Below are 1423 nucleotides of genomic sequence, written 5' to 3' on the forward strand. Positions count from 1 at the left end.
ACACCGATACGTTGCAGCGCTTCGAACGCCATTGGGCTATCATTAGTCTGATATAGATCGAAGAATTTACGACGTGCATGGGCCCAGCAGCCTAGCTCAGTGCAGGGTGATGCTGATGAGAATAGGGATTTATATCCACCGTAGTCATCGACCAGCAGGTGACCTTGCCAGTTTTGCAGGAAGTTTTGTGCATGTCGGCCACTACGACCGGCTTGATAGTCGAAGATAATGATGCGCGGCCCAGGTTCCAAGTCATTGCTGCGATAGGCCCTGAGAATAAGCCTTGCGGGTCTTGCCTTTGCCAGGGTCAAGCTGAGCCACCGGGGTCTCATCAGCATGTAGCGTATTCCCTTGCAAAAGATGCCAGGTGAGACGGTCTGCCAGGGGCTGTAAGGCCACCCCCGTGCGGCCCACCCATTCCGCCAGGGTGGAACGGGATAAAATAACCTGCTCACGTGCGGCGATTTGTTCAAGACGGTAAAGGGGAAGATGATTCAGGTACTTGCTGGTCATCACCCAGGTAAGCAGGCCGGGTGCAGCCATGCCGCCATCGATCACGGCCGGTGGGACAGGCTCTGCGGTGATGGTTTCGCAAGTTTTGCACGCATATTGCGGACGAATGTGGCGGTGGACGAAAAATCTGGCGGGTTCCACATCCAGCTGTTCGGTGATGTCTTCGCCAATTTTGACCAGATCGTGGCCGCATTGATCACATTGGCAGAATTGTGGTTCATGACGATGCTCGATGCGGGGTAGATGATCCGGCAAAGGTTGGCGGCCCGCGCGAGCCCGTGGGGGTTTGTTTGCGCCTTGTTTTGCTGATGAATCGAGCTGTTCAATTTCCGCTGTCACTGCAGCGGTTTCTTCGAACACATCCAGCTGTAGCTACGATTGAAATAGCGACAGGGATTCATTGCTCCTGCCAAAGCGGATACGGCGTAAATGCGCCAATTCCAGTGTAAGCGCCTGGATCTTGAGTTCCTGTGCGTGAATTTCTTTTTGTGCCTGATCAAACAGTGTTTGCATGATGCCAGACACCTGCATTTTGGTATCCGCATCAAGGTTCAGTTGATCTAGCTGTAGCCACGATTTCATGGTTGACATTATACCATACAGTCCTCCTAACAGATTGTAATCATTAACTAATCAGGTATTTTTCATGGCCGTAGATGGGCAGGTGGTAGTGCGGATAAACGCTGCCAATTTACCCCTGCGATCAGCCATTCCCATTGAGCTTGCGTCGATGTAAAGCAGCGCTCACCAGCGCTTGGCCAGGTAAACCGCCCCTCATGCAAGCGACGCTGACATAACCACACACCCGCACCATCCCACAACAATACCTTGATGCGATTCCTGGCACGATTGCCAAACACAAACGCTGATCCTGCACACGGTGAATGCGCTAGCGCCTGTTGCACGATCA

At 52.8% G+C, this 1423-nt stretch carries 1 protein-coding gene and 1 pseudogene; both read right to left on the minus strand.

Features of this window, described 5'->3' with window-relative positions; all coding sequences use genetic code 11:
• A pseudogene (locus tag BLP80_RS14865) lies at positions 1 to 1044 on the minus strand (IS66 family transposase); the annotation flags it as partial.
• Between the two features lie 113 nt (positions 1045 to 1157).
• A partial coding sequence (tnpB, locus tag BLP80_RS14870) for an IS66 family insertion sequence element accessory protein TnpB (RefSeq protein ID WP_143002337.1) occupies positions 1158 to 1423 on the minus strand: 266 nt, incomplete at its 5' end.

Origin of the sequence: Nitrosomonas sp. Nm132, assembly GCF_900100485.1 — a bacterium.
Lineage (GTDB): Bacteria > Pseudomonadota > Gammaproteobacteria > Burkholderiales > Nitrosomonadaceae > Nitrosomonas.